Below are 26,669 nucleotides of genomic sequence, written 5' to 3'. Positions count from 1 at the left end.
CGGGTGTGCCAGCGTCAGGCGGGCAGTATCGCGGGCGCGATGCCTGCGGCTGCGCTGGGTGACGCGGCGTCACCGGACCCATAGGCTGATCTGAACGAGCCGCGTCAAAAGCGGCCGCCCCAGGAAGGAAGCGTGGAATGTCACATCCCCTCGAGGCCCGGACTCTGATGCGCGACGCACAGGAGCAGTCCGGCCTGTCCGATTGGGGCGGCGACCTGTTCCGGGAGCCTCTGGAGGTTCTCAGCCGGGACCTGATCCAGACCGCAAATTTAAATGCTCTTGGCGTTCAGAGGGCGCGGCGGCGTCTTTTGGATAATCTGAAAGGCCGGCTTGCCCTGGCCGAAGACCGCAAGCGGTTTGCCGCCATCGCCGACGAGGCGATCACGCGTCCGATCTTTGTGGCCGGACTGCCGCGCGCAGGCTCGACCTTCTTTCACAACCTCTTGGCCGCCGATCCGGCCAACCGCTCGCCGCGGATGTGGGAGATCATGTTCCCATCGCCCCCGCCCCAGGAGGCGACCTATGACACCGATCCGCGCATCGCCGCCTGCCACGAGGCCCTGACGTTCGAAGGGTTCATGTCGCCAGAGATTCAGGGCATTCACCCGTTCGGGGCGGAACGGCCCGAGGAGTGCAATTTCCTGTGGGAGATGTCGCTGCTGACGGTCAACTACGCCGCCTGGTGGTCCGTCCCTAACTACGCCAAGCTCCTGTATTCCATCGACATGAAGCCGGTCTATGAAGAGCAGAAGCGGGCGCTTCAGCATCTTCAGCATCGATTCAAGCGCGATCGATGGGTGCTGAAGACCCCGGCCCACGATTGGTGGATGGCCGATCTGCTGGAGGTCTTTCCTGATGCCGGGGTGGTCCTGTGCCACCGTGATCCTGCCAAGGTTCTGGCGTCGCTGTCCAATAACCTGGCCGTCAATCACAGCCTGTTCTCGGACCATGTCCCGGCCGGTTCATTCGGCATGCTGGACCGCCAATCCCAGTCGATGGCGCGCGTGGCGGCCGTGCGGGACCAGCATCCCGAGCAGTTCTTCGATGCCCATTATCTGGAGGTCCAGGCGGACCCGCTGGCGTCGCTGAGAAAATGCTATGAGCGGTTCGGCGTCCCGTTCACGGACGACCGTGCCGCCGCCGTCTCTGCCCATATGGATGCCGACCGTGCCGCCCATGCGAAGGGGCCGCGCCACAGCTATTCGATGGAAGCCTTCGACCTGGACTACGCCGGGATTGATCGCGTCATGGGCGGCTATATCCGCGACTTCAACGTCAGCCTTGAACGCCCGGCCTGACCGCGTCCCATTCGTCGTTCCCCAAGATCTTTCCGCGAGGCCTCGATGACCACCCAGACAACCCGAGATGAGTGGCGCGCGCATTGGAAGGTGGTGTTCGGCACCTTTCTGGCGATGGGCCTGGGCTATGGCGGGTTTTCCTTCACCCAAAGCCAGTTCGTTCAGCCGTTGCAGGATGCGTTCGGATGGAGCCGGGGCCAGATCGCCTTTGCCTTCCACCTCAGCTTCTTCACCAGCTTCATTGCCCCCTTGTTCGGGCGTTTGATCGATCGGGTCGGAGTCCGACCGGTCCTGACCACCTGTCTGGCTCTGGTGGCGCTGAGCTATGTGCTGATTGCCAATACAGGCGGCAATTACACCTTGTTCCTGATTGCCTTCGTCATTCTGGTGGCCGCAGGTCTGGGGACGACGGGTATCGCCTTTACCCGTGCGGTGGCCAGCCGCTTTTCGAAATCACGTGGCACGGCCCTGGCCATATCTCGCATCGGCTATTCGCTGGCCGGGGCCTTCATGCCGATCCTGGTTTTTCGGGTCATCGCCGACCATGGCTGGCAGGCTGGGTTTTATCTGCTGGCGGCTGCGGCGGCCCTCGTGGCCCTGCCCATCAGCTGGCTGTTCGTCTCGGATGAGCGCCAGGCCGTCGAACTGAACGCCAAGGGCCAGCCGACGGCTCTGCTAGACTGGCGGCTGTGGCTGAAGCTGCTGTCGAACCCCAAGATACTGCTGGTCTGCCTGGCCGCCGCCTTCACCTATGGCCCGGTCATCGGCATCCTGTCGCAACTGCAGCCCATGCTGACCGGCAAGGGGCTGGAGCCGGGCCTGGCTGCGGAATTCGCCGCCTTGCTGGCCGTGTCGGTCGTGGCCGGCACCCTGACGACCGGCATTCTGGTGGATCGGATCTGGGCCCCGGCGGTGGGCTGTGCCTTCACCCTCCTTCCGGTGCTGGGCATCGCTCTGCTTTTGCCCAGCGAGCCGACGGTCTGGATGGCCGGGATCGGTCTGGTCCTGATCGGCCTAGCCCAGGGAGCCGAGATCGACGTGATCGCCTTCATCATCGCCCGGTATTTCGGGCTGAAGTCTTTCGCTGCCATCTATGGCTTGAGCGTGCTGTTCATCGCTGTGGCCACGTCGGTGGCGGGCATCGCCTTCGGCTTCGCCTATGACACCTTCGGTGGATACAATGAGGCGCTGATCGGCGCAGGCGTCATGTTTGCCCTGGCGTCCGGTGCCTATCTGTTGCTGGGGCGCTATCCCGAGGATCCGGGGCTGGACCGTACGGTCAAGGACTGATCAGCCCTTCGCGGACCTGGCGACGATATTCGCTCGGCGTCAGGCCCGTCGCCTTGCGGAACAGGGCCTTGAAGAAACCCGGATCTCCATAGCCGACCAGATAGCCGATTCGGTCCACACGCCGGTCCGAACGTGCCAGCATCCGTTTGGCCGCCTCGATCCGCAGCCGCTGCAGATACTCGACCGGTGTCATGCCCAGGCTGGCCACGAAACGGCGGTTCAGGGTTCGCGGGTGCACCGCCATGACGGCGGAGAGGTCCGCCATCTGAGGCTTCTGAGCGAAGCGAAGCTGCAGCCAGTGGGCGGCACGCGCCACCAGCTCGTCCGGCTTCAGCACCAGGGTGGTGAAGACATGCGCCGGATCGGGGCCATCCGGATAGGCATTCACACCACTGATCCGCTCGATCCAGGTGGCCACATCGGGGCTCATCAACTGTTCGACCATACGGATCGCCAGGGCGGGCTCCGCCACATGCCGCCCGGCCAGCAGAACGGCGTCGTGCGCCGTGATCGCCCGCTCGGGGTCCAGGGTCAGGTGCGGGAAAAGCCGCCGCATCGGCCGCTCCAACCACCAGGCCACCGGCACGGTGACGTCGTTCAGAATCCCGGCCCGCGCCAGAACGGCGACGCCCGATCCGCTGGCCGCCAGACGGGTTCCGACGCTGCCGCATTCGGTGATCCAGTCCACGACATCGGCCATGGCAGCCAGCCGCTCGCCCAGATCTTCTGGCCTGCCTACGGCAAACGGCGCGACGTGCACCATGTCGAACGCCGACCCCCGCAAGGCCTCGTCCGCAGCCAGCACACGCCCGTTCTCAGCACGCACAGGTTCGCCGCCGGCCGACGCCAGACGCACTTCCAAGGTTGGAGGCAGGTCCTCGCGCGCCGAATACTGCTGATCCGTATAGCGATTGGCCAGGCTGAGGGCGTCGGCGATCTCGAACACGCCACTCATCAGGACACCGTCCGATATCACGATGGCGATGCGCGGCATGGGGTGCAGGCTGTGTCTGTTTCACCAATGCGAATGTCTGAATCGCCTCTGCACAATCGACGCATCCAGGCTCACCGTCAAAAGAAAACGGGAGTGTCCAGGCATGTCGACAAGGTCCGAACTGGTGGATGGCGCGGTGCATGAGGACGTGTTCGATCGTCCCTGGCCCGATATCGAGGCGCGCCAGCTGGAAGCCGCCCGCGAGCTTTTCGTCGAACGTCGCGATCAGATTCCGGTCCTCAGACGCCGGGCCGACGACAGCGGTGTGACCGAGATTCGCACCCTTGATGATCTGGTTCCCCTGCTGTTCGCCCATACGGCCTACAAATCCTATCCGCCCAGCTTCGTAGCTCAGGGGCGGTGGGACCGGCTGCTGCAATGGATGCAGACCCTGTCGGTGGCCAAGGTGACGGATGTGGACGTCGAAGGGGTCACCGACGTCGACGACTGGATGGAGCGGCTTCGCGCCGCCGGTCACATGGTGCTGGCCACCAGCGGATCGGGCGGCAAGGTCAGCTTTCTGAACCACACTCGCGAAGATGCCGAGAAGAAGCGACGCCACTATCGCCGCATGAGCGGCTGGCCCTTCGTCAAGGCCGACAACAGCCGGGTTGTTTTTCTGACCAGCCCGTCGCGCGGTCCCAACAGCGCCATCGAGGCGGCCCAGAATTCGGCGGCCGTCTGGGCGCGCCCCGGCGAGGCGCATTTCCTGACCGACGAGCCGCTGCGCCTGGCCGACATCAGCGCCTCGGCGGCCCTGAACCAGCGCATGGCCGAGGGCACGGCCACCCCGGCCGAGATCGAGGCAGCCCAGGCCGAGGCCCGCGCGCGGGGCGAGCGGATGAGCGCGGCCATGGATGTCTTCGTCGACAAGATTCTGGCCCACCGGCACGAGCCGATCGTGGTCTCGGCACTGTGGGCCCAGCATATGTCGATCATCGAGCGGGCCCGTGCGCGGGGCATTCCTGACGGCGGCTTTCACCCCGACAGTCTGGTCAGCGCGGGGGGCGGGCTGAAAGGCGTCGCCCTGCCCGCAGACTATCGCGAACAAGTCGACCGCTTCTACGGCAAGGTCATTCGCAACAATGCCTATGGCATGACGGAGATGGCCCAGACCTGTCCCAAATGTCAGTGCGGGCGCTATCACCGGCCGCCCGGTCTGATTTGGCTGCTGCTGGATCGTGACGGGGAACGCCGCCTGACTGCCGACGACGGCGTGGATGGGGTGGTGGAGGGGCGGTTCGCCTTCCTCGACCTGTTGTACGAGGGCCGCTGGGGCGGGCTGATCAGTGGTGACAAGGTCACGATCGACTTCAAGGATTGTCCGTGCGGCCGACCCGGCCCGACGATCCTGGACACCATCAGCCGATATGCCCAGGCAGGCGAGAGCGACCACATCGGCTGTGCGGGCACCATCGATGCCTATATCCGCGGGGCGGTGGCGGCATGAACGCGATGACTCCGACCCTCGCGCCGGTCCAGCGCATTCGTCATGTGGTCAAGGGCGTGGTGATCGAGGGTGACGGCCCTGAATACGGCCGTGACCCCAACCGTTTCGTCACCCCGCCGCTGGATGTCGGGGCCCTGGTCTGGCCGCGCCCGGCACCGTCCCCGGCCGCCGATGTGCCGGTGGACGAAATCATAGACATTCTGGTCGAGACCGGAGAGGTGCTGAAACGCGACCGCTCGGGCCTGCTGGCCCAGGCCATGGAACGCAGCGTCGAGGCCGGCTTCTATCCCCGTGATCTGGTGGAGCGGTCGTTCGCTCATCTGGGTCATATGTTCAGCCGCCCGGCGATGGAGTTCATGATCGCCCAGGAGATCGGCGGCAAGGATCTGCTGGATGGCTGGCGCGAGGTGACGACGCCGTCGGGCCGACCGGCGCGTGTCCGCGCCTTCCCCTGCCGCTTGCTGCATGTGATCGCGGGGAACTCGCCCGGCGTAGCAGCCAATACCGTGATCCGCGGGGCGCTGACCAAGGGCGTGCACCTGCTGAAGCTGCCGTCGAACGAGCTGTTCAGCGCCCCCGCCATCCTGGCCGCCCTGGCTGAGGCGGCACCTGGCCATCCGCTGACGCGCTGCTTCTCGGCCGCCTATTGGCGCGGGGGCGACGAGGCGGTCGAAGGCCTGCTGTTCCGGCCCCAGTATTTCGACAAGATCATCGCCTGGGGCGGCGAGAGCACCATCCGGGGCGCACTGAAATACGTTGGGCCGGGGCTGGAACTGGTCGCCTTTGATCCCAAGACCTCGATCTCACTGATCGGGCGCGAAATTTTCGAGAGCGAAGCCACGCTGGAAGCGGCCGCTGTCGCGGGGGCTCATGACGCCACCATCATGAACCAGGAGGCCTGCACCGCCAGCCGCTTCCAGTTCGTGGAGGGGGCCTTGGATCAGGTCGACCGCTATTGCGAGCGGTTGCAGGCCCATCTGGGCGCGGGGGGCCGGTCCGCCTCGGCCGAGCCCCGACCAATCCCCCGCGCCCTGCGGGACGAGATCGACGGTCTGCGCGACATGGCCGACTTCTATCGCGTCTGGGGCGGCTATGAGGGTCGGGGTCTGGTTGTCCGATCGGACGAGGCTGTCGACTTCTATCCTGAGGGCAAGGTGGTCAATGTCGTCGCCGTCGATCGGTTGGCCGATGCCGCCCGGCACGTCACGGTCGCGACCCAGACGGTGGGTGTCCACCCCCCTGAACGCAAGTCAGGTTTGCGAGACATTCTGGCGTCTGCGGGTGCCCAGCGGATCGTCAGTTTGGGCAGTGCCACGCCCGAGGTCGGCCTGCCGCACGACGGCTTTTATCCGCTTCACCGGTTTGTCCGGTGGGTCAATGACGAGGGTTGAGGACACGCCATGAAGATCACCCCCCACGAGCCTTTCGGCGCAGACGTATCAGACATCGATCTGCGCGGGTTGACGCCGGACGAAGCCAAGGCCCTGGTCGACGCCCTGGCCGAACATCACGTCATCCGTATCCGGAATCAGGACCTGTCGCGCGCTGAGTACGACCGGTTCGGCCGTCACTTCGGTCAGCCGATCGACTTCTTCTTCACCAAGGACCTGGACCCCGACTTCCCGGCGCTGATCACCATCTCCAACTCACCCGACCACGACCCCGGCCGAAGGGACGGGGCCTCCTTCTGGCACACGGACGGATCCTACGAATATGTGCCGGGAGCCGCGACCATGCTCTATGCGATTGAGGCTCCCCTTACTGGCGGTGAGACGATCTTTACCGATCTGACCGCCGCCTATGAGGCGCTGCCGCAGTCGATGCGCGATCGGATCGACGGGCTGAAAGCCCGTCACATGCTGGTCGGTGGAAAGCGCGGGCCGGACGAAACGCCGATCAAGCTGGATCCCGACGCCGAGGATCGCGACGGTGGAGTGCGTGCGCGCAAGCGGGCAGCCGAACGCCCCGTCCACCCTCTGGTCATCACCCACCCTGTCAGCGGCCGACGCAGCCTGTATGCGGTGGCCGGTACGCCTTTCGCGATAGAGGGACTGGACGACGACGAAGGCCAGGCCCTGCTGGACGAACTGAAGGCGCACGCCGTCCACCCCCGCTTCAACCGCGCCATCAAGGCTGAGGCGGGCGACATCCTGATCTGGGACAATCTGGCCACCCTGCACCGCGCCACGCCGATCGAGTATTCTGCCGAGGACGGCAAGCGACGCCGGCTGCTGCGTATCTCGACCCAGGGCCTTCCACCCGCCTATGGCGACCGCCCGCCGCTGTTCGTCGCCCCCGAAGGTCATGCCTCGATCAAGCTGAGCTGAAATCGATCGCCAGGACCGCAACAGCGGCCTTGGCGGACAGGCCCGCTAGCGCCGAGACGCCAGCATGGCAGCCAGGGCAGCCTGCTCTTCATCGGTGTAGACCGATGTATCCAGGGTGATGGCGACATGGTCGATCCGCCCCTGATAGGGGAAAGCCCCTGTGTAGTTCAGGCTGACCGGGGTCGCCCCGTTCCGGCCAACCTCCAGGCCCTGATAGGGCCGCCCGAAGAACAGGCGCCGCTGGACGATCTCGCCGACCTTCGCGCCGTCGACCGACAGGGTAGCGGAGCCCAGGAACGGACGCTGGATCATCTTGCATTCGAAACGAACGATCCGTGCATCCGGGGCCAGGGGCGTCGAGGCTTCGATGACATAACGGTTGGGCCGCGCGTGGGCCTCATAGATCAACCGGCCGTCCTTCACATACAGGGCACAGCCCAGGAACATATTGCCATAGGCCACCAAGACACCGTCCGCGACGCCACCCTCGGCCAGGGCGACCTCGATCGTGTGAGAGCGACCGAAAAGCTGAGGCGCGGCGTGTACCAGTAGCCGCTCCATCGGTGGCACGATCCGCCATTGCGACTGGCCGCCGCCCTCGGTGATAGAGGCGAAATATCGCTCCGCCTGGGTCCGCAGATCCAGCGGCAAGACGTCGCCGCGACGCGCCGCCTGCCACCAGCGGGCTTCAAGATCGGCGACCTTTTCCGGATACTGTGAGGAGAGATCTGTGGTCTGGTTGTAGTCTGAACGGGCGTCGAACAACTCCCACCGGTCGGTTTCCAGGGGCTGACCATAGTTGCGGGTAGAGGCAATCTCCCAGCCATCGGCGTGATAGGCGCGCTTGCCCGTCATCTCGTAATGCTGTTCCCGGCGCACTGCCTGCGCTGACGCATCGGCAAAGCTGGACGCAAAGCTGAGACCTTCGATCGGCTTCTCGGCGGGCAGGGGGGCGACACCCGCCGCTTCGAGCACGGTGGGCAGCACATCGCACACGTGGATGTACTGACGCCGGGGCTGGTGTGTCTTGATCCCGCGCGGCCAGCGCACGATCAGCGGGTCAGACACACCCCCTCCAAATGTGTGATGCTTGTACATCCTGAACGGCGTGCACGAGGCCATGGCCCAGCCAAGGGAATAGCCCGGACAGGTATCGGCATTGCCGATCTCGTCGATCATCGCCAGCGCCTTCTCGGCCGTCACGCCGCCGGCGCTTCCCGCCAGGAGATTGGGCGTCCCGTTCGGTCCGGCATCGGGCGAGCCACCGTTGTCGGACAGGACCATCAGGATCGTGTTGTCGGCCATGCCCAGGTCGTCGAGCGCCTGCATAAGGCGGCCCATGTTCCAGTCGATACGCTGGACCACAGCGGCATAGACTTCCTGATAGCGGGCATGCAGGCGTCGATCGTCGTCTGACAGGCTGTCCCAGTCCAGTACATTGGGATCACGCGCCGGCAGCCGGGCATCTTGTGGAGCGACGCCACTGGCTTTCTGGCGTTCCAGCCGCTGCTGGCGGATCACGTCCCAGCCCTGATCGTAGCGGCCCTTCTGGCGCGCGATGTCGTCGGCCCGCGCCTGCAGAGGCGTGTGGGGCGCGGCGTGGGCCAGATACATGAACAGCGGCTTGTCCGACATCGCCTTGTGCCGCCGAAGGTCAGCGATGGCGCGGTCGGTCAGATCGTCGGTGATGTAATAGTCGTCCGACGGTTCGATCTCGATGGTCGTATTGCCTTCGCGGAACTCGGCGGGACGGAAATAGTCTGACGAATGGCCGTGAAACCAGTAGGCGCGCTCGAAGCCCCGTTGCAGCGGCCAGTTCACCGGGTCGCCCAGGTTGGTGTCGTTCTTGACCGTGTTCACGTGCCATTTGCCGACGTGATAGGTGCTCCAGCCGCGTGCCTTCAGATGTTCTGCAATCGTCGGTGCCTGGCGGGTCAGGTCGCCGCGATAACCGGGCGTCCCGGTATCGGCATCCGCCAGCCAACCCATGCCGGCAGAGTGGGGGTTCAGGCCCGTGAGCAGCGAGGCCCGGGTCGGCGAGCAGACGGCTGTGGTGTGGAAACTGGTATAAAGCGCCCCCTGGGCCACCAGCGCATCAATATTGGGCGTGCCGATCTCGCCGCCATAGCAGTCCAGGTCGACATAGCCGAGGTCGTCCAGCAGCACGATGATGACGTTGGGCGCATCGTCAGGGGCTGACGTGTCCGCCGCGCCTGCGCTCTTGGTCCCGGCCTCGGATGAGGCCCTGGCCGGTAGTGATGCCGACAGACTGCTCAGTCCGACGGCTGACATGATCGCACGCCTCGAAAGTTCGGACATTCTAGACCTCTTGCCATCTGGCGGCCGCTGCCACCGTGGGGCTTCCGGAATAAAAGAAGGGGGTGGTGGACACCCACCACCCCCAAAGGTTTCGGACTGACGCGAGATCAGAATTCGTATTTCAGACGCACGCCATAGGTCCGGGGATCGCCTGGCGTCCGGGAGTTGAAGCCAAGCGAGGTGTAGATGTTCAGCAGGCCGAAGTCGTATTCTTCGTCCAGCGCATTGTTGATGTAGAAGCCGAGCGAGGCGTCGGTGCCATAGACGTTGCGCCAATCCATGTTCAGGTTCAGCAACTCGTACTCGGGGCTGATGGCCGTCACATTGAAGGTGTCGTTGTCGACATAGCTGTCGGTGTGGAACCAGCTGGCACCGAACGAAAGCTCACTGCCCAGGTTTGCCGGAATGGTCGGCGTGTAGCGGGCCGAGAGGCTGTAGACGTTCTTGGGCGCGCGCGCGAACGGCGAGCTGCTCAGGTCGATATTGCCCGGCGCGATGAACTCGTCGAACTCGGCGTCCGTGTAGGACCAGAAGCCCGACAGCTCGAACGACTGAACCGGACGGAACAGGAACTCGAACTCGCCGCCCTTGATGGAAGCCTGCTGGGCGTTGACCGTGACGGTGGTGATCGGAATGGTGGTCGGGTCCGTCAGAAGCCGCTGGATGTCCTGATAGTCGGCGTAGAAGACCGCCAGATTGGTCCGCAGGAAGGCCCCGTTGCCAAAGCGCCAGTCCGCCTTAACGCCGACTTCGACATCGTCCACCGTCTCGGGCTGGAAGGTCCGCTGCAGGCCCGCCTCGGTGGCGGCACGCGCTCCAAATCCCCCGGTGCGGTAACCATGACGATGGGCGATGTAGGCCAGTTTCCCGTCGCCGAACTTGTAGTCCAGGCTGACGTTCCACGTCGGTTCGCTGTAGTCGGCCGACAGCGGCAGGAAACATCCGGCCAGGCCAGGGTTCGTTTCGGGCGTTGCCGGATTGTTGTCACCATCCGTGGTGAAGCGGCAGGCGGCGTTGGTCCTGTTCTGGACGACGACGCTTCTTTCGTCCCAGTTCTGACGAATACCGGCCGTCAGCGACAGACCCTCAACACCGGCGAAGGCATAGGTCCCCTGAGCGAACACGGCGTAGCTGGTGTTTTCAGCCGCCACGCGGGTGTCGGCCCACGACGGATAGGCGAAGACGCTGCTGGGCTGGATCAGGCCAGGGTCGACGGCCCCGGTAATGCTGGTTCCGGAATCCAGGCCTTCTTCGGTGAAGTAATAGGCTCCGGCGATCCAGTTCAGAGCTCCGGTCTGGCCGAAGATCTGGAACTCGTTCGACCACTGCTCCTGCTCGAACTGACGCTCGATCTCCAGCAGCGGGATCGGCAGGCCGTCGGTGTCCTCATAGTTGTGCGAACTGACGTCGCGGTAGCCGAGGATGTTCTTGATCGAGACGGAATCCGACAGCTCGAAGACGGTCGTATTGGCAATGGTCAGCGTATCGACCTTCGAGAAGGTCGGTGTGCCACTGGCCGTCCTGCGATTACCGCGGGCCTGCTGGTCGGCCAGCATGGATTCCAGCGTCGGATAGTTGCGTGATGCGCGTGCGGGGGCAGAGTTGAAGGATCCGGCCGGGTTGACGTCCCGGATATAGCCGCCCGATCCACCCTCGTCGGCGTGGAAGGCATCCACAACCAAGGTGTTCGTGATGGTGTCCGACGGCAGCCAACGCAGCGAGAAGCGCAGGCCCTGATTGTCCGTGAAGTTGACGTTCCGTCCCAGATTTACGTCATACAGATAGCCGTCGTCGGTGTTGTTGACGATCGCCAGACGCGCCCACAGGGTGTCGGTCAGCGGCAGATTCAGGGCCAGTTCGCTGTTGAGGGTCCCGAAATTGCCGACCGTTACGCCGACGGAGCCTCCAAAGGTGCCGGTGGGGGCGTTGGGGATCAGCTGAACAATGCCGCCCGTGGAGTTGCGGCCGAACAGTGTGCCCTGCGGGCCCTTGAGCACCTGAACGGAGGCGAGATCGAACAGGCCGCCGTTGGCCCCCTGGGATCGCGGGGCGACGATGTCGCCGATGTAGAGCGAGACCGACGGGTCGGCCAGGATGGTCAGTTCCTGCTGGCTCTGGCCGCGAATGGCAAAGGTCGGGGTGTTTTTGTTGGCTCCCACGCCCGGCGTGATTACCAGTGAAGGTGCCTGGGTCCGCAGGCCGGATACCGTCGTGATGTTGGCGCGTTCCAGGGACTCGGTCGAGACAGCAGTCACCGCCAGCGGCACGTCCTGAAGCCGCTCTTCACGGCGGCGCGCCGTGACGATGATGTCGTCCACGTTACTGGCTTCGGGTTCGCTTTGTGGAGCGCTCTGAGCGGTCGCTACGGCCGGCATCGCGCACAGGGCGCTGGTGACCAGGGCGAGCGTGCGCCATGTGTTGTTGAAAGCCATTCTGTAACTTCCCCTTCCTGATGTTGTCCCTGTCGGCCCGCAGTCGGACCGGCGATGAGGCGCACTCTGTCGGCACGCTTTCATTCGATTGGGAGCATATCGACGCCCCGTCCTTTGCCTATCGTCGCCGGGCCTTGATCGCCATGGCGATATGCAAGCTTTGCCTTTGCGGCACGGCTGGACCTGTCCCCCTTGGACCTCGACCCTGATCGTGAGGGGCCGCGCAGGTCCGGCAGGGAGGACGGTACGATGGCAGTATCCAGGACATGGTTCGTGACCGGCGTCTCTGGCGGCCTGGGTCGCTCGATCGCCAGGGCGGCGCTGGATGCGGGCGAGACGGTGATCGGCACCCTGCGCGATCCGGCCCAGTTTGCGGCGTTCGAGGCCCTCGCCCCCGGCCGTGCTCATGCGATGGCACTGGATGTCTGTGACGCCGCCGCCGTGCGTCCTGCGGTTGATGCAGCGGTCGCGGTCACCGGTGGGCTGGACGTGGTGGTCAACAACGCGGGCTATGGCCTGGTCGGGGCGCTGGAAGAGCTCAGCGAGGCAGAGGCCAGGGCGCAGATGGACACCAACTTCTTCGGCACGTTCCGCGTGACCCAGGCGGCGATCCCGCACCTGAAAGCACGGGGCGGCGGGGTTGTGATCAACATCGGATCGGTGGCCGGCGCGCGTGGCTTTCCCAACATGGGTCTGTACAGCGCATCCAAGTTCGCGGTGACCGGTCTCAGCCAGGCTCTGGCCAAGGAGTTGGCCCCTTTCGGCATCCGCGTGACGGTGGTGGAGCCCGGCGGCTTCCGGACCAATTTCGGCGGTTCCAGCATGCGATGGGCGGCTCGCCCTCTGGCCGATTATGCCTCAACGACCGAGCGACTGCGTCAGTCCATGGAGCGGCCTGCGGTTCCGGCTCCGAACGATCCTGATCGTGGCGGACTGGCGATCCTGGCTCTGTCGCGGATGGCCGAGCCACCGATTCACCTGGCTCTGGGTGCCGACGGCCGCAAATATGTGAAGGACGCAGTTCAGGCGCGGCTATATGACTACGATCGTCACGTCGAACTGGTGGAGTCGACCGCCTACACGGACTGAGCCTCAATCCGACACGACAGCACGGCGCGTGAGCGGCGGCGGAGCATAGGACTTGTCCAGCAGTTCCGCGTGCGGACCATACAGTCGCCCCACGACCTGGAAACGCCCTCTGGGAACCGGCAGCCAGTCGCCCAGGCGCCCTTCGGGGGGCGGCGTGTTCTGAAGCAACAGGCTGAAACCGCCGTCGGCATCGCGGTTGATGTCTCGGTCGCGGTCGCCCCGCTTGTACCGGCCGGAGGGGTGGGGGACCAGCAGCCGCGTCTGGGCATCATAGACGGTATAGGACCAGAAGCCGGTGACCGGCGGTGCCCGGTCGAACCGGATCTCATAGGCGGCGTCTGTGCCGTCCAGCGGTTCGCCTTCGGCATCGAAGTCGGCCACCATATAGACGACCTCCTCGGCCCCCGGTCCCCAGATGGCGTAGCGAGCCCCCACCGCCCGCGCGAGATAGGCCTCTGGGCTGCCCGTCAGGCGCCCACGATCGCCGCGCAGGTCCAGCGGATAGACCCAGCCGTTGGTAGGCGGGTCGAGATGGGCCAGGCGATCTTCGATCCGCGCCAGGCCTGCGTCGATACCGGCCTGTACGGCCTGCGTCTGGGCCGGCGTCAGGTCCGCAGCGTCGAAGGCGGCACCCGGAACGGCACCGATCCGCGCGAAGGTCCGGAACAGGGCCGCCTCGTTCGGATGAACGGTGGCCAGGGTCATCAGGAAGTTGAAGGTCGCGATGAAGTCCGGGGTGGGCTGTTCGAAGAAACCCCTTCCACGCAGGCCAGAGGCGGGCGGGGCCGGAAACTCGATGACGGGCGCATCGGGCGGCGCGGGTGTCCCGGCCCAGGTGCTGAGCGGCATCAGGACATACTGGTCCTGAAGGGCGTGGATAAAGGCTTCATCGCCCGGGACCTCGATCACCACGCGGGTGAACAGCTTGATGATGCGGCTTTCGGTGCGGACGATCTCGTCGATGCCCGCGGGAAGCGGCCCGTTCCAATCCGGTCCTGCGATCAAGGTGGTGCGCGCCCCGTTGCCGACATCGCGGGTGCCGCGGGTATAGAAATTCATCGTGTACCAGTCCGCCGCCTGGACGTTCTGGAACCGGTGCGCGGGAAACTCAGGCGTCGTCAGGATCACCGGCTCGGTGCCCAGGTCCAGCCAGGCTGCGGAATAGAGGGTGTCGGTGTTGATCCAGGGGATGGTGTTGTTCAGCGTCGGGCTGCTGACCGTCCGGAAATGTGTAAAGCGGCCGATCGCCTGCTTCTCCGGTGTATCCGGACCCATCGTCTGCCGATGAAAGAAGCCATAGGCGATCATCATTGGAAAGGCATAGACATAGGCCGCCTCGGCGATGGCGGTGATCTCGGCCTGGCTCAGGGCCGGGTCTATGGGGCCGGTCATGTGGCGATCCTCAGGCAAAGCGCCTGTCCGTGGGGATGCCGAAGCGGGCCTGGTAGTCCCCCAGGCGGCGGCGAAGATCGCCGGCATCCAGACCAAAGTCCTCCGCCGCATAATCATGCCCTCCGTGCTTGCCCTGGCGATTGTCGGCAATCCAGGCCGTCATGGCCGCCTCGGCCTCGGGGCTCAGGATGTCGCCCGACGCCGCATAGATTTGCCGCACGCAGCCCAGGGGATCAGCAATCAGGTCGGTGAACTGGATATCGACGAAGCGGGGGTCGTCGTCCGGCCGATCGGCCATGCCCCGGGTCAGCAGCCGCTCGACGATGGCGGCGATATCGGCACCCACGGCGTGCGGGTTGGGGTGGTCGTAATAGCGTCGGCCACCGTAGGTCGTGAGGCTGCTCAGCGAGACGATGGCGGGGACGGGATCGCGGTGGGTCTGCACCAGGGTTGCGTCGGGAAAGACGGTCAGCAGCGGGCCTAGCTGCTCCAGATGCTGGGGGGCCTTCAGCACCCAGCGATCGCCGCCCCGCAGCCAGGTCAGGGTCTGCAACACCCGCCGGAAATAGCGATAGCCCTCGGTATGATCCGCCGACCGATACCACCGGCTGAAGGCCGGAACCCGATAGCTCCATTCGAACTGCAGAGAGGCAAAACCGAAGATCAGAAGGCTGATGTCCTCGTCCGGATCCTCGGCCGTCAGCTCATGCATGGTCTTCAGTTCGGGCACCACCGTGTCCAGCATGGCCAGCGACTGCCGCATCCGCTCCAGGCGAGAGTCGGGCTGCGCCGGGGCCGCCGGATCACCGTCGGGCAGGGGCATGACCTGCTCCCAGAAGGGCGAGAACCGCTTGGCCGGGTCGCGCGCCAAGAGCCGGTGCAGGATGGTGGTCCCACTGCGCGGCAGGCCGATCACGATGATGGGCCGCTCGACCGGCAGGTCCAGAATCTCGGGATGCCGCCGCCACAGGTCCTCGAACTTCAGCCGGTGGACCAATAGGCCGACCAGCTGGTTGAACACCTGCACCCGGCCGAGGGCATGCAGTTCGATTTCCTCGTTCAGCGACGCACACAGGATCGACAGGGGCGTGTCCAGCGGCGCCTTGCCGAAGTCGGTCAGACCCCCGGTCCGACGGATCGCCTCGGCTTTCAGCGCGTCCGGCGACAGCACGATCGAACGGGCCGGTTCGGTCGCCCCGGCCAGAGCCGCTTTGCCTGCCTCGGTATGTTCGGGAAAGGCCAGGGCGCGCCCATAGGGGGTCAGTTGCCCGGCGGGCGGCAGCGGAGAAGCCTTCAACATCGGGTCAGTTCCAGGCCACATCGAGGCCCGTGTGGCCCCAGTACATCCAGGTCCGCACCCGCTCGCCCACGCCCAGCAGGCGCAAGGACGGCAGCCGTTCGATCAGCTTCTCCAGAACGATCCTGGCCTCCAGTCGCGCGACCGGCGCGCCCAGGCAGAAGTGGACGCCCGCGCCGAACGACAGATGCTGTTTCGCCTGCGGCAGGGGACGGTCGATGCGGAAGGTGTCCGGATCCGGAAAGACGCTCGGATCGCGGTTCGCCCCGCAGATGGAGAACATCAGCTTGGCTCGCTCCGGCACGTCCAGTCCATGGACCGTCGTAGGCTGCAGACCGGTGCGGAAATGAGCCAGGACCGGCGGATCGAACCGCAGGGATTCCTCGACGGCGTTGTCGATCAGGTCCGGCTCGGCCTTCAGCTTCTCCCACCTTTCTGGATCTTCCAGAAGACGACGCATCAGGTGGCCAATCAGATTGGTGGTCGTTTCCTGGCCGCCGGTCAGGAAGGCCAGGCAGATGTTCAGGATCTCCTCATGCGTCAGCCGCCGCCCCTCGACGGTCGAAATCAGGGCGCGGGACATGAAGTCGTCTGGCAGAACACTGCCCAGATGCGTCAGGTCGGGTTCCTCGATCCCCGCCTGGGCCAGCAGGGCCCGGCGCGCCTCGATCAGGGCCGTGAAATGCGGATAGATCTCCTTCAGCACCGTCTCGTAAGACCCCGGCTGGGGATCGCCGAAGGTCAGGAACTGCAGGGTGTCGCTCCAGCGCTTGTAGTTCTGATAATCCGCCTCGGGCGCGCCCAGCATCAGGCACATCATCCGCGCCGGCAGGGGCAGGGCCAGCAGTGTGTAGAAGTCGCCCCGGCCGCCGGGAATGGCCAACATGACATCGATGCATTCATCGACGATGGCCTCGATGCGGGGGCGCAGGGCCCGGACGGCCGGGGGTGTCAGGCCCCTCTGGACAACTTGCCGGAAGGCCGCGTGAAAGGCCCCGTCCGTCTTGAAGCCGATGTCGCTGATGGAATCCTTCATCGCGTTGCCGAAGCGGAAAGACCAGATCGGATTGTCGGCCAGGACCTCCGAGCGGATTTCGGCATGGTCGCTCAGGACATAAAAGTCCGGATTGGTGCCGTCCGCAGGGCGATGATGAAAGGGACAGGCGGCTCTCAGCGCGCCATAGGCCGTCCCCGGATCGGCCAGGGCCTCGGGCGAGAATGGATCGAATTCGACGGCTTGGGTCATCAAGGCCTCTGCTATTCGAAGCGCCGGGCCAGTTGCGCGGCGCGGACGGCGCGCTGACGGGCCCGTTCGGACGGCGTCGTGCGTCGCATGCCGGACGGCAGGGCGTCGTTGAGCTGCGCCCGCGACACGACACGGGCCGAGCGCACAGACCGCTCACTGTCGAAGCCACCTGCGGGCAGGCCCTGCCAGCGGTGAAGCATGGTGCCCTGCTCCAGATCGCCGGGATCCAGCCAGTTCCAGACCCCGGGATCGAACAGGGACAGGACATAGGTCAGCGTCCCGTCGTCCGAGATGTGGGCCTGATGCTGATTGAGGCTTGAAGTGTGCGCGGCATAGTCGATCGAGGCTCCCCAGGGATCGGCCAGCTGGATGCCCAGATAGGTCGCCTGAGACGGATCGACGGTCACGATCAGGGCCTCGTCCGGCGAAAGCCGGAACCGCGCCTCGCTGGTGGCCTGTTGGGTGTAGGAGAAATTCTTGGTCCGCCCCTTGCCGATCTCATTGAAGGGCGTGCCGAACCACTGCGGCATCAGGCGCAGCCAATAGTCGATCGAGATACCCACCGCCTTCACGGCCGCAGCGACCTGATTCTGTTGGGTGGGCACTACTGCGCCCGGCCCGGCGATACGTTTGATGGACAGCGACACCGGGGTCTCGGCCCCCCAGTCCTGAAGCGAGTCTCGCACGAAGATCAGGCGGGCCTGACCGGGCTGAGTCCGAATGTGGTTCGTCCGACCATCGGCGTCCTCTGGCCCCACGGTGAAGGCAAACCGGCCCTCGTCGTCCGTGTCCAGCTGGGCCAGCAGCAGCAGCCCCTGCGACTGGCTGTCGGCACCTGCGCCCGGATAGTGGTTGAACAGGGTGAAGCTGACGTCCGCCCCAGGCCGATCATGAACCTGACCTTCGACCCGGAACGTATTCACGTCGTCGACGGCCATGACCCGATAGATGTTGTCCGGATTGTCGACCCCGTGGCGGGTGCCTGGCACCGCGACATCCCCGCGACGATGCGGCAGGTTCAGCGTCCAGAACGGCAGGGTCCGGCTGACGTCCATCGCCACGACCGACACGACCGCGCTGAACGCCATCTCTTCCAGGTTCAGGTCGATCGTCGCCCGCCCGGCCGGGGTCTTGGCCAGGGGGTGGGTTTCAAAGGCGGCGCGCTTGGCCGCCATCGCCGCCTGGACGTCTGGATGGCTGAAAACCTCCACCGCAGCCCTCTCCATGGCGATCTGGTCCGGTCCGTTGAGGATGGAGGGCTTGGCCATGACAGGTCCCTCAGCTTTCGATCAGCAGGCTGACGATCGCCTCTGCGGCATCCACGGCGGTCATGGCTGTGGTGTCGATCCGCAGTTCGGGATGCTCGGGCGCCTGATAGGGACTGTCGATGCCGGTGAAGTTCTTCAGCTGACCGGCGCGGGCCTTCTGATACAGCCCCTTCACGTCCCTCTGCTCGGCCACGGACAGGGGCGTGTCCACGAAGACCTCGATGAACTCGCCGGGCTCCATCAGATCGCGTGCCATCTGGCGTTCGGCCTGGAAGGGCGAGATGAAGGCGGTCACGACGATCAGGCCGGCATCGGCCATCAGACGCGCCACCTCGGCGACCCGGCGGATGTTCTCGACGCGGTCTTCTTCGGTAAAGCCCAGGTCGCGGTTCAGGCCGTGGCGGACGTTGTCTCCATCCAGCAGATAGGAGTGACGGCCCAGGGCGTGCAGCTTCTTGTCGACCAGATTGGCGATGGTCGACTTGCCCGCCCCGGAAAGGCCCGTCAGCCAGACGACCCGGCCCTTCTGGCCCTTGATCGCGGCCCGCGCGGTCTTGTCCACGTCAACCGCCTGCCAGTGGATGTTGTCGGCGCGGCGCAGGTGGAAATGGATCAGACCCGCCGCCACCGTCCGGTTGGACAGTTTGTCGATCAGGATGAAGCTGCCCAGGTCGCGATTGTCGGCATAGGCCTCGAACGGGATGGCCCGGTCCAGCGACAGGTTGCAGACGGCGATCTCGTTCAGCTCCAGCCGCTTGGCGGCCAGCTTCTCCATCGTGTTGACGTTCACCTTGTGCTTGATCTCGGTCAGCTGCGCCGTGACGGTGCGGGCTCCGATCTTGAGCAGATAGGGCCGGCCCGGCGGCATCGGCTCGTCGTCCATCCAGACTATGGTGGTCTCGAACTGATCGGCGACCTCACAGGGGCTGTCAGCAGCCACCAGCAGGTCGCCGCGCGAGACGTCGACTTCATCGGCCAGGGTCAGGGTGACCGACTGTCCGACCACCGCCTGGTCCAGGTCTCCCGGCATCACGACGATCCGCGACACCGTGCTCTGACGGCCCGAGGGCAGGACCTTGACCCGGTCGCCGGGCTTGATGGTGCCGGCCGCGATCAGGCCGGAAAAACCGCGGAAGTCCAGGTTCGGACGATTGACCCATTGCACCGGCATACGGAACGGGGCGTCGCGGCCATCCTGGCCTACGTCCACCGCCTCCAGCCATTCCATCAGGGTCGGGCCGTCGTGCCAGGGGGTGGCCTCGCTGCGCGAAGCGATATTGTCGCCCTTCAGGCCCGAGATGGGGATGGCCGTGACCGCATTCAGCCCGACCGATGCGGCAAAAGTCCTGTATTCGGCGACGATGACGTCGAAGGCCGCCTGATCCCAGCCGATCAGGTCCATCTTGTTGACCGCCAGAACGACGTGCCGGATGCCCAGCAGTGACACCAGATAGCTGTGCCGACGCGTCTGGGTCAGCACCCCCTTGCGCGCATCGATCAGGATGACGGCGGCCTCGGCGGTGGAGGCGCCGGTCACCATGTTGCGGGTGTACTGCTCGTGTCCGGGGGTGTCGGCGACGATGAACTTCCGCGTCTCGGTCGAGAAGAACCGATAGGCCACATCAATGGTGATGCCCTGTTCCCGCTCGGCCGCCAGCCCATCGACCAGCAGGGCAAAGTCGATCTCTCCGCCCTGGGTGCCGATGCGGCGCGAGTCGGCCTCCAGCTGGGCCATCTGGTCCTCGAAGACCATCTTGGAATCGTACAGCAGTCGACCGATCAGAGTGGACTTGCCGTCGTCGACCGAGCCGCAGGTGATGAACCTTAGCAGCGACTTGGTCTGGTGCGCCTGCAGATAGGCCTCGATGTCTGCGGCGATCAGTTCGGATTGATGCGCCATCAGAAATAGCCTTCCTGCTTCTTCTTCTCCATCGAGGCGGACTGATCGTGGTCGATCATCCGGCCCTGACGCTCCGAGGTGGTGGTCAGCAGCATTTCCTGAATGATGGCAGGCAGGGTGTCGGCCGTGCTCTCGACCGCCCCGGTCAGGGGATAGCAGCCCAGGGTGCGGAACCGCACCGACCGGACCTGGGGCACCTCGCCGTCGCGCAGGGGCATGCGGTCGTCATCGACCATGATCAGCGTGCCGTCCCGCTCGACCACCGGGCGGGGTGCCGCGAAATACAGCGGCACGATCGGGATGTTCTCCAGGTGGATGTATTGCCAGATGTCCAGCTCGGTCCAGTTGGAGATGGGGAACACCCGGATGGTCTCTGACGGCGCCGTGCGGGTGTTGTAGAGGTTCCAAAGCTCGGGCCGCTGGCTCTTGGGGTCCCAGCGGTGACCGGCCGAGCGGAACGAAAAGATCCGCTCTTTGGCCCGCGACTTCTCCTCGTCACGGCGTGCCCCGCCAAAGGCCGCGGTAAAGCCGTGATGGTCCAGCGCCTGCTTCAGGCCCTCGGTCTTCCACATGTCGGTATGCACCGCCGATCCGTGATCGAACGGGTTGATGCCGCGCGCCACGGCCTCTGGATTGGTCCAGACCAGCAGCTCCATGCCCAGCTGCCGGGCCATCCGCTCGCGCAGGTCGTACATCGCCCGGAATTTCCAGGTCGTGTCCACGTGCATCAGGGGAAAGGGCGGCGGCGAAGGATAGAAGGCCTTGGCCGCCAGATGCAGCATCACCGCAGAGTCCTTGCCGATCGAATACAGCATCACCGGCCGCTCGGTCTCGGACACGACCTCGCGCATGATGTGGATGCTCTCGGCCTCCAGCTGTTGCAGATGCGTCAGGCGCTCGCGGCTGAGCGGCGGTGGCGCAGGCTGGATCAGGGAAGCGGCGGTCATGCGGTTGGCTTCTTCAGGTCGGCGGGATCGAACGCGCCGGACGCGACGAACCAGGGATTGGCGAATGCGGTGTCACCGGGCACGCGCGACAGATGATAGCTGAACGGACGCCCCTGCATGCAACGGACCATGCCACCGGCGGCGCGCAAGACGGCGTCGCCCGCCGCGATATCCCAGGCCATGGTTCGGCCCAGGCGGGGATAGAGGTCTGCCTCGCCCGCTGCGACCTTGCACAGCTTTAAAGACGATCCGGCCGACACCAGGTCCGCGACCTCGAACCCGGCCAGATAGTCGCTGGTCTCGGCCCCCATGTGACTGCGGCTGGCCACGACCTTCAGGCCCGCGGCCGGCGCAGGGCTGGCGGCCAGAGGCGTCCAGTCGCAGAACACCCCGTCGTCAGACCGGCTGATCCGCGCGCCATTCCGGTCGCCCGCATACATCAGGCCCAGCGCGGGGGCATAGACGACCCCCGCAACCGGCTGGCCATCCTCGACCAGGGCGATGTTGACGGTGAACTCGCCGTTGCGGCTGATGAACTCCTTGGTGCCATCCAGCGGATCGACCAGGAAGAAGCGATGGCCGACGTCCGGGCACTGGCCAGCAGCCACGGCCTCCTCAGCCACCACGGGGACGTCCGGAAAGTCCCGCGCCAGGGCAGCTAGGATCACAGCCTCGGCGGCGTCATCGGCCAGGGTCACGGGCGAACCGTCGCCCTTGTCCGTCGCGCCCACGTCGGCACGGCCGTAGATGTCCAGAATCACCGCCCCGGCCTCGCTCGCGATAGCCACCAATCGGTCAAGCATTGTCGCCTCGTCGTCCTGATTACTAAACCAGTGTAGTATTTTCTGGGTTCGAGGGGCGAGGGCCAATGCGGGGCTCCAGTCGGTGATCGCGGCTGCGATCGCTGCACTGCGAAGGCCTTGCTTGGCCTGCGCCGCATCGGCAAGGGAGATGTGATGAGCGCCGACCCCAGAAATTCTGAGCCTGCGCCGGATTCCAAGGCTGTAGCCCAGCAGCGGGACATTCTCCTGGCGGGCCTTCAGGTCTGGCCGCAGCTGGATCCGTTCGCCGCCACCGTGCGCTGGCAACTGCTGCAACTGGGCCGGATCGTGGAGGCTTCGGTCGACCGGGTGGCGCGTGCGAACGGCCTGACCCATGTCGAGGTCGCCGTGCTGGGCGCGCTGAAGCGGCTGGGTCCGCCATTCGAATCCTCACCCACTCAACTGCGGGACAGCCACTGGGTCAGCCTGCCGGGCCTGACAAAGCCGATCGCCCGGCTGGAAGCATTGGGTTATGTCACACGCCGGACCAATCCGAAGGATCGGCGTGCCGGCATCGTCACTCTGACGACGGCGGGCAATCACGCGATCACCGACATCATCGAGAACCAGGCTCCGCCGGAATACTGGGCGATCGCCAATCTCGACGCGGAACGCCGCGCGGCCCTGGAACAGGTCCTGCCCGACCTGCTGGCACTTCTGACCCAGGCCATCCCGGTCGATCAGGCCGAGACCGGCAGCACCACATAGTTCAGGGCCAGCCGTCCGCCGTCGGCATACAGGGTCTGGCCGGTGACATAGCTCGCGTCCGGTCCGGCCAGGAAGGCGGCCACCCCCGCGATCTCTTCGGCCTCGGCAAACCGTCCGATGGGCGTACGCGACAGCATCATGTCCACGGCGGGCTGGTCCAGGGCGGCCTGGGTCATGGGCGACCATGTGGGGCCTGGTCCGATGGCGTTCACCCGCACGCCGTGCCGGGCCATTGCCAGGGCCATCACCTTGGTCAGCATCCCCAGCCCGCCCTTCGAGGTGCAATAGGCGGGCGAGGTCTCGACCCCCAGCACCGCCCCGACCGAGGAAATGTGGATGATCGATCCCCTGGTGCCCGAGGCGATCATGGCCTGGGCCACCGCCTTGCCGACGATGAAGGCCCCGATCAGATTGACGTTCAGCACCTGGGTGAAGTCGGCCAGCGACGTCTCGTAGAAGGGCTTGCCCCCCTTGCTGATCCCGGCCGAACAGACGGCGACGGTGATGGGACCGACCTCAGCCTCCACCGTATCGACCAGGCCCTGCACGGCCGCCTCGTCCGAACTGTCACAGGCAATGAACCGGGCCCGGCCGCCCGCCTCGCGAATGGCCTTCGCCTCCCGCTCGCCAGCCTCGGCCTGAAGGTCGGTCAGGATGACCTCCATGCCGTCGCGGGCATAGCGCTGGGCGATAGCCAGGCCAATACCGCCCGCCGCACCGGTGATCAGGGCGATCTGTCCACGGCTCATGACCGGCCTCCACCCTTGGCGTCCCAGAAGGATCCGCCGTCGACGCGGATGTTCGCGCCCGTCGTATAGCTGGAGGCGTCGGACGCCAGATAAAGTGCCGTGCCGACGATCTCGTCCGGTCGACCCCAGCGGTTCAGGGCGGTCGCCCGCGCCGCCTCCTCGTCCGTGGCCCAGTCACCCGCGATGTCGGTCAGGAAACCGCCGGGCGAGATGACATTGATCCGGACCCTGGGCGCGAACTCCTGGGCCAGGGCGATCGACATGGCGTTCAGCGCCGCCTTGGCCCCGGCATAGGGCGCGATCCAGGGCGAGGGCTTCAGCGCCCCGATCGAGGACACATTGATGATGCTGCCGCCCGCTCCCTCGGCCATGCGCGATCCGATCAGGCCGGTCAGGCGGAACGGCCCCTTGAAATTGACGGCCACCACCTTGTCGAACAGGGCCTCGGTCGTCTCGACGCTGGACGGGGCGACGGGAGACATGCCGGCATTGTTCACCAGCACGTCGATCCGTCCAAAGGCGGACCATGCGGCCTCGGCCAGCTCGTCCACGGCCTCCCAGTTGCCGACGTTGCAGGGCAGGGCGGCGGCCCGGCGTCCCAGGCTGCGGATCTCCGCCGCCATCGCCTCGCACGCCTCAGCCTTGCGGCTGGAGACGATGACGTCGGCCCCGGCCCGCGCGAACCCCAGGGCCATCTCCCGCCCCAGCCCGCGCGTGCCGCCCGTGATCAGGGCGACCTTGCCCGTCAGGTCGAACCCGCTCATGCCGCCGCCTCCGTGTATCTGGCCAGCTTGGCCCGCGCCGCGATGCGCCGGGTCGGAAGATGCTCTCGCGGGAACAGACCGGGCCAGGGCTCCACGCCGCGCGACAGGGCCTTGGCCACCGAGGACAGGTGCACCTCCGTCGGCCCGTCGGCGATGCCGAACATGGCGGCCAGACCCAGCCATTTGCCGAAGGGCAGTTCGTTCGAGGTGCCCAGCGCGCCGTGCATGTGCATGGCCTTCCAGAGGATGTCCCTGGTGATGTCGGCGGTGGCGACCTTGACCATGGAGACAGCCAGCCGTCCCTCCCGCCCATGACCCAGGCCTGCATCGAACATCCAGGCGGCGTGCAGCACCTGAAGCCGGAACTGACGCAGGGCGATGGCGCTGGCGGCGATGTCGTTCTGGACGCTCTGCTTGTCGATCAGCCGCCCGCCCGCGACCTCGCGGCTGACGGCCCGTTCGGTCATCATGTCGATGGCGCGCTGGCACAGGCCGATCGCGCGCATGGCGTGGTGGATGCGCCCGCCGCCCAGCCGGGCCTGCGCCACCGCAAATCCACCGCCTCGGTCGCCCAGCCGCGCACTGTCGGGAAGGCGCAGGGCGTTGAAGCGGATATAGGGATGGCCGCCGACCCCTTCCGGCTCACCGAAGAAGCCGACCTCGCGCACGATCTCCAGTCCCGGCGCCCCCTTTGGCACGATGAACAGGGTGTTTCTCAGGTGCGGCTCGGCGTCCGGATCCGTCACGGCGGCCACGATGATGAAGTCGGCATATTGCGCATGGCTGGCGTACCATTTGTCCCCGGTGATCACCCAGTCTTCGCCGTCCCGGACGGCCTGGGTCTTCAGCCGCGTGGGATCGGCCCCGCCGGTCGGCTCGGTCATGGAAAAGCAGGAGTACATCTCGCCCGCGACCAGGGGCTTCAGCCATCGTGCCTTCTGGTCTTCGGTGCCGAAGGCGGCCAGGATTTCGGAATTGCCGCTGTCAGGTCCCTGACAGCCGAACACGACCGGGCCCCAGTCGGTGCGGCCCAGGATCTCATTGATGTGCAGCAGTTTGACCTGTCCGATCCCGGCCCCGCCGTCGTGGGCGGGCAGATGGGCGGCCCACAGACCCCGGCGCTTCACCTCGTCCTGCAACGGCTTCAGCGCGGCGCGGGCCGCCAGGTTCGAGCGGTCATAGGGCGCGCTCATATCGTCGAAGACCAGGTCCATGGCCTCGACCTCCTCGGCCACAAAGGCACGGACCCAGGCCAGCTGTTCCTCGAACTCGGGCTCGATGGCGAAATCGATCATCGTCTGTCCTTCAGCCGTGCGCGCGCGCCATCGCCCCGGCCTTGGCGGCCAGGCGCAGCACGAAGTTTTCGGAATCGGCGGCATGGGCCTGACGCCCGCTTAGGAACCGCGCGTAGTGGCGTTCCATGATCACCGCCAGCTTGTACTGCGCCAGAACCATGTAATAGGTCAGGTGCTCGACCGACCGGCCCGTCCGTTCGGCGTAGTATTCGGCCAGTTCCTCGCGATACGGAAAGTCGGTCGCGTCGAAATAGCCCGCAGGATCCGGATCGTTGCGTCCGCGAAAGCCGTAACAGACCCAGCCCAGGTCCAGCAGCGGATCGCCGACCGTGGCCAGTTCCCAGTCGATCATGGCCGCAACCCTCGCGGGCGTCGTGCGCTCGAACAGGCAGTTGGCGAAACTGTAGTCGCCGTGGATGATGCCGGCGGGCGAGGCTTTTGGCCTATTGGCCGATAGCCAGTCGGCGGCATAGGCCAGACCCGGAATGTCGCGACCCGGATAGTTTTCGGTCTCGGCATAGGATGCCAGCTGCGAGCGCCAGCGCTCGACCTGCCGCTCCAGAAAGCCTTCTGGCCGTCCAAACCCCTCAAGACCAACCGCGCGATAATCCACATTGGCCAGGCGCGCGATCCCGTCGACCAGGGCAAAGCCGATCGAGCGCCGATCCGGGCCCGGACGATCGAACGGAGCGGGCGGCGTCTCGTAGTGTCCCAGCCAGCCATCGACCAGGGCCATCAGATAGAACCGCACGCCGATCACGTCCGGATCGTCGCAATAGGCGATGAAGGCTGGATGCGGGACGTCCGTGCCGGACAGAGCGGCCAGAACGCGAGCCTCGCGTCCGATGATCTTTTCGCTGTCCGGCCGGGGCCGGGTCGGCGGCCGCCGCAGCACGACCTCGGCCCCATCGCCGCGCCGGATGGCCATCACCAGATTGCTGGCCCCGCCACTCAGGACACACGTCGCCAGTGGACCGGTGCCGAGTTGCGGCGCGTTCTCGTCCAGCCAGGCCGTCAGTCGCGAAATCTCGTCCTGCGTCATGACCATCAACCTGAGCCGACGATGCGGCATTAGCAAGACTG

At 65.7% G+C, this 26,669-nt stretch carries 21 protein-coding genes; 7 read left to right on the top strand and 14 right to left on the bottom strand.

Going from position 1 to position 26,669, the window contains the following annotated elements; genetic code table 11:
• The first annotated feature begins 137 nt into the window (after positions 1–137).
• The gene (locus tag JIP62_RS06775; protein WP_201104192.1) at positions 138–1,298 is read left to right on the top strand and encodes a sulfotransferase family protein; all 1,161 of its coding nucleotides are present in this window, start codon (positions 138–140) and stop codon (positions 1,296–1,298) included.
• Between the two features lie 45 nt (positions 1,299–1,343).
• Complete coding sequence (locus JIP62_RS06770; RefSeq protein WP_201104190.1) at positions 1,344–2,588, top strand: MFS transporter; 1,245 nt, start codon at positions 1,344–1,346, stop codon at positions 2,586–2,588.
• Here JIP62_RS06770 and JIP62_RS06765 read toward each other — a convergent pair.
• Positions 2,578–3,582 carry a GlxA family transcriptional regulator gene (locus JIP62_RS06765; RefSeq protein ID WP_201104188.1) on the bottom strand — a complete coding sequence of 335 codons (1,005 nt, stop codon included), beginning with the start codon at positions 3,580–3,582 and terminating at the stop codon, positions 2,578–2,580. The two genes, JIP62_RS06770 and JIP62_RS06765, sit on opposite strands and share 11 nt — an antisense overlap.
• A 103-nt stretch (positions 3,583–3,685) precedes the next feature.
• Here JIP62_RS06765 and JIP62_RS06760 point away from each other — a divergent pair, with 103 nt between their 5' ends.
• Genes JIP62_RS06760 through JIP62_RS06750 form a run of 3 tightly spaced genes read left to right on the top strand, consistent with a single transcriptional unit; the run spans position 3,686 to position 7,359 of the window.
• The gene (locus JIP62_RS06760) at positions 3,686–5,032 is read left to right on the top strand and encodes a hypothetical protein (protein WP_201104187.1); all 1,347 of its coding nucleotides are present in this window, start codon (positions 3,686–3,688) and stop codon (positions 5,030–5,032) included.
• The gene (locus tag JIP62_RS06755; protein ID WP_201104185.1) at positions 5,029–6,423 is read left to right on the top strand and encodes an acyl-CoA reductase; all 1,395 of its coding nucleotides are present in this window, start codon (positions 5,029–5,031) and stop codon (positions 6,421–6,423) included. The genes JIP62_RS06760 and JIP62_RS06755 overlap by 4 nt, the downstream gene beginning before the upstream one ends.
• Positions 6,424–6,432: 9 nt before the next feature.
• Positions 6,433–7,359 (top strand): TauD/TfdA dioxygenase family protein, encoded by a 927-nt coding sequence (locus JIP62_RS06750; protein WP_201104183.1) that lies wholly within the window; start codon positions 6,433–6,435, stop codon positions 7,357–7,359.
• 45 nt (positions 7,360–7,404) lie between these two features.
• On the opposite strand, the gene JIP62_RS06745 is transcribed toward JIP62_RS06750, so the two are convergent.
• A complete protein-coding gene (locus JIP62_RS06745; protein ID WP_201104181.1) occupies positions 7,405–9,651 on the bottom strand; it encodes an arylsulfatase in 2,247 nt (748 codons plus the stop codon).
• A gap of 134 nt (positions 9,652–9,785) precedes the next feature.
• Positions 9,786–12,110, bottom strand: a complete 2,325-nt coding sequence (locus tag JIP62_RS06740) for a TonB-dependent receptor (protein ID WP_201104180.1) — start codon at positions 12,108–12,110, stop codon at positions 9,786–9,788.
• Positions 12,111–12,383: 273 nt separating this feature from the next.
• Between JIP62_RS06740 and JIP62_RS06735 the strand changes: the two genes are divergently transcribed.
• Positions 12,384–13,199 (top strand): SDR family NAD(P)-dependent oxidoreductase, encoded by an 816-nt coding sequence (locus tag JIP62_RS06735; RefSeq protein WP_201104178.1) that lies wholly within the window; start codon positions 12,384–12,386, stop codon positions 13,197–13,199.
• A gap of 3 nt (positions 13,200–13,202) precedes the next feature.
• On the opposite strand, the gene JIP62_RS06730 is transcribed toward JIP62_RS06735, so the two are convergent.
• Genes JIP62_RS06730 through cysQ form a run of 7 tightly spaced genes read right to left on the bottom strand, consistent with a single transcriptional unit; the run spans position 13,203 to position 22,052 of the window.
• Positions 13,203–14,591: a DUF1254 domain-containing protein gene (locus JIP62_RS06730; RefSeq protein WP_201104176.1), complete on the bottom strand. Its 1,389-nt coding sequence runs from the start codon at positions 14,589–14,591 to the stop codon at positions 13,203–13,205.
• 10 nt (positions 14,592–14,601) lie between these two features.
• Positions 14,602–15,891 (bottom strand): sulfotransferase family protein, encoded by a 1,290-nt coding sequence (locus JIP62_RS06725; RefSeq protein WP_201104174.1) that lies wholly within the window; start codon positions 15,889–15,891, stop codon positions 14,602–14,604.
• 4 nt (positions 15,892–15,895) lie between these two features.
• A complete protein-coding gene (locus JIP62_RS06720; protein WP_201104172.1) occupies positions 15,896–17,134 on the bottom strand; it encodes a cytochrome P450 in 1,239 nt (412 codons plus the stop codon).
• Positions 17,135–17,145: 11 nt separating this feature from the next.
• Complete coding sequence (locus tag JIP62_RS06715; RefSeq protein ID WP_201104171.1) at positions 17,146–18,402, bottom strand: hypothetical protein; 1,257 nt, start codon at positions 18,400–18,402, stop codon at positions 17,146–17,148.
• A gap of 10 nt (positions 18,403–18,412) precedes the next feature.
• Complete coding sequence (cysN, locus tag JIP62_RS06710) at positions 18,413–20,302, bottom strand: sulfate adenylyltransferase subunit CysN (RefSeq protein ID WP_201104169.1); 1,890 nt, start codon at positions 20,300–20,302, stop codon at positions 18,413–18,415.
• Positions 20,302–21,249, bottom strand: a complete 948-nt coding sequence (gene cysD / locus JIP62_RS06705) for a sulfate adenylyltransferase subunit CysD (RefSeq protein WP_201104167.1) — start codon at positions 21,247–21,249, stop codon at positions 20,302–20,304. The genes cysN and cysD overlap by 1 nt, the downstream gene beginning before the upstream one ends.
• Positions 21,246–22,052: a 3'(2'),5'-bisphosphate nucleotidase CysQ gene (gene cysQ / locus JIP62_RS06700; protein ID WP_201104165.1), complete on the bottom strand. Its 807-nt coding sequence runs from the start codon at positions 22,050–22,052 to the stop codon at positions 21,246–21,248. The genes cysD and cysQ overlap by 4 nt, the downstream gene beginning before the upstream one ends.
• Positions 22,053–22,205: 153 nt before the next feature.
• Here cysQ and JIP62_RS06695 point away from each other — a divergent pair, with 153 nt between their 5' ends.
• Positions 22,206–22,778: a MarR family winged helix-turn-helix transcriptional regulator gene (locus tag JIP62_RS06695; RefSeq protein WP_201104163.1), complete on the top strand. Its 573-nt coding sequence runs from the start codon at positions 22,206–22,208 to the stop codon at positions 22,776–22,778.
• Here the strand turns inward: JIP62_RS06695 and JIP62_RS06690 are convergent.
• From JIP62_RS06690 to JIP62_RS06675, 4 genes are read right to left on the bottom strand one after another with little or no spacing between them, the layout of a single operon-like run.
• On the bottom strand, positions 22,751–23,527 hold the full coding sequence (locus JIP62_RS06690) for an SDR family NAD(P)-dependent oxidoreductase (RefSeq protein ID WP_201104161.1): 777 nt from the start codon (positions 23,525–23,527) through the stop codon (positions 22,751–22,753). The genes JIP62_RS06695 and JIP62_RS06690 overlap by 28 nt on opposite strands.
• Positions 23,524–24,291, bottom strand: a complete 768-nt coding sequence (locus JIP62_RS06685) for an SDR family NAD(P)-dependent oxidoreductase (protein ID WP_201104159.1) — start codon at positions 24,289–24,291, stop codon at positions 23,524–23,526. The genes JIP62_RS06690 and JIP62_RS06685 overlap by 4 nt, the downstream gene beginning before the upstream one ends.
• Entirely contained in the window at positions 24,288–25,586 is a 1,299-nt protein-coding gene (locus JIP62_RS06680) for an acyl-CoA dehydrogenase family protein (RefSeq protein WP_201104156.1), read from the bottom strand. Before JIP62_RS06680 ends, JIP62_RS06685 begins: the two co-directional genes overlap by 4 nt.
• Before the next feature lie 10 nt (positions 25,587–25,596).
• Positions 25,597–26,628, bottom strand: a complete 1,032-nt coding sequence (locus tag JIP62_RS06675) for a phosphotransferase family protein (protein WP_201104154.1) — start codon at positions 26,626–26,628, stop codon at positions 25,597–25,599.
• Positions 26,629–26,669 lie beyond the last annotated feature (41 nt).

It is taken from the genome of Brevundimonas vitisensis (assembly GCF_016656965.1).
Lineage (GTDB): Bacteria > Pseudomonadota > Alphaproteobacteria > Caulobacterales > Caulobacteraceae > Brevundimonas > Brevundimonas vitisensis.
Note: the sequence above shows the minus strand (reverse complement) of the source record. Positions and strands in the feature narration are given on the sequence as shown.